General features: G+C 59.8%; 2 protein-coding genes. Both read left to right on the top strand.

Annotated features, from left to right (window positions below; translation table 11 throughout):
• Window positions 1-224: 224 nt before the first annotated feature.
• Entirely contained in the window at window positions 225-536 is a 312-nt protein-coding gene (locus AC11W3_RS02850; protein WP_484092451.1) for a transposase, read from the top strand.
• The gene (locus AC11W3_RS02845) at window positions 436-1,572 is read left to right on the top strand and encodes an IS701 family transposase (RefSeq protein ID WP_484092450.1); all 1,137 of its coding nucleotides are present in this window, start codon (window positions 436-438) and stop codon (window positions 1,570-1,572) included. The genes AC11W3_RS02850 and AC11W3_RS02845 overlap by 101 nt, the downstream gene beginning before the upstream one ends.
• Window positions 1,573-1,589 lie beyond the last annotated feature (17 nt).

The raw sequence follows: 1,589 nt of genomic DNA, 5'->3' as shown, positions 1-1,589 counted from the left end.
GCTAGTATTACAACGAGACTTTTTGGGATATACTGAAAGGAAGTCTCTTCCTGGAGGTGAACCCCGATGTCTCTTGTGTATGATGTCACCGCCGCCCAGCCGTCTCCAATGAGCCCGCTGGCTGTACAAGAATGGACCCGGGAAGAGGTGGCACCCCTTTCCGAAGACCTGGTTGTCTACCACCAGCGCTTTGCTCCATTGTTCTCTCGACGTGAGCAGCGCGAGTGGGCAGCGGTCGCGTCTCGCCTGGGCTGCTCACGGCCGATGTCCCCCGCAAGAATGTTGAAGCGATGGCTCTGCGCTTGGTGGGAGTGGGACCACATGCGGAGTGCCAGGTGCGCGCCCTCCAGCAATTCATCGGGGAGGGGAAGTGGGACGATGAGGCGAGACTTTCTGAACACCAGCGTCTGGTGAACGAAACACTGGGTGAAGAGGATGGGGTGCTTATCATTGATGGCTCCGACTTTCCCAACCATGGGCAGCATTCTGCTGGCGTGGCGCCTCAATGGTGCGGAAACACTGGAGAGATCGGATAACTGCCAGGCAGGCGTCTTCTTAGGCTATGCGAGCCGCAAAGGAGCTACGTTCCTTGATCGGCGGTTGTACCTGCCCGAGTCCTGGTTTGATAAAGAGCACCAGACGCTGTGGCAGGATTGCCAGATTCCTGACGCGATCCCTTTTCAAACCAAGCATGAGCTCGCTGCCCAGCTGGTCGAGGGCATCATGGCTTCCGGTCGTCTCCAAGCCCGCTGGGTAGCGTGCGACGAGGGATATGGTGACTCCCCCGCTTTCCTGCAACGGCTGGATGCAACGGGATTATGGTACCTGGCAGCGGTGCCGCGAGATACCAAGGTCTGGCCATTCCTGGAAACGGACGGACAGACGGAGCGGACGCGTCCGAGCAGTTGGGTTCCCCCTCCAACCCGCTCACGCAAAGGCCCTGTCCCCCGACGAGAGCGGCTGCATCCCGCCAGTCCAGCCAAAGTGCCGCTGGAGGAGTTGGCCAAACAGTGGCCGAAAGATGCCTGGCGGCGCTTCCGCCTGCTCGAAGGACACAAAGGCCCGCTGGTCGCGGATTTTCTCGTGCTACGCGCGGTGTTGCCTCTCGACCGTTTGCCTGGCCCAGAGGTCTGGGTGGTGATCCGGCGCAAAGTCAGTGGTGCGGCAGAGGAGCCGGAATGGAAATTTTACTTGAGCAATGCTCCCTTGCAGACGCCGCTTGCTACTTTGGTGCGGGTGAGCGGGATGCGCTGGCCGATCGAGACCTGTTTTGCTGAGGGTAAGGGAGAACTGGGCAGGGACCACTATGAACTGCGCTTCTGGCGCGGATGGCACCATCATATGACCCTGGTTATTCTGGCCCATCACTTGCCTTTTTCGATGGCAACAACGCCTCAACCAGAGAGAGGGGGGTCTTGCGCCCAACGACCACCTGTCCTTTACCTACGCCAGATGAGGTACCTAGCCTGGACGCACACCCTTCCCTCCCACTTAGCGTTGCCCAGGTGCGCTTGCTCTTGCGGGTTTCCTTGCCCCAGCCTGTGCTGGATCTGCCTGCGGCCTTGGCTTTGATCGCCTATCAGCAACGC

Source organism: Geomonas sp., from assembly GCF_056994735.1.
This window is presented reverse-complemented; position numbering and strand designations above follow the sequence as displayed.

What these genes read in the sequence shown, in the direction of transcription:
- AC11W3_RS02845 (WP_484092450.1), top strand. Translation starts at nt 436, where the DNA reads ATGGGGTGCTTATCATTGATGGCTCCGACTTTCCCAACCATGGGCAGC.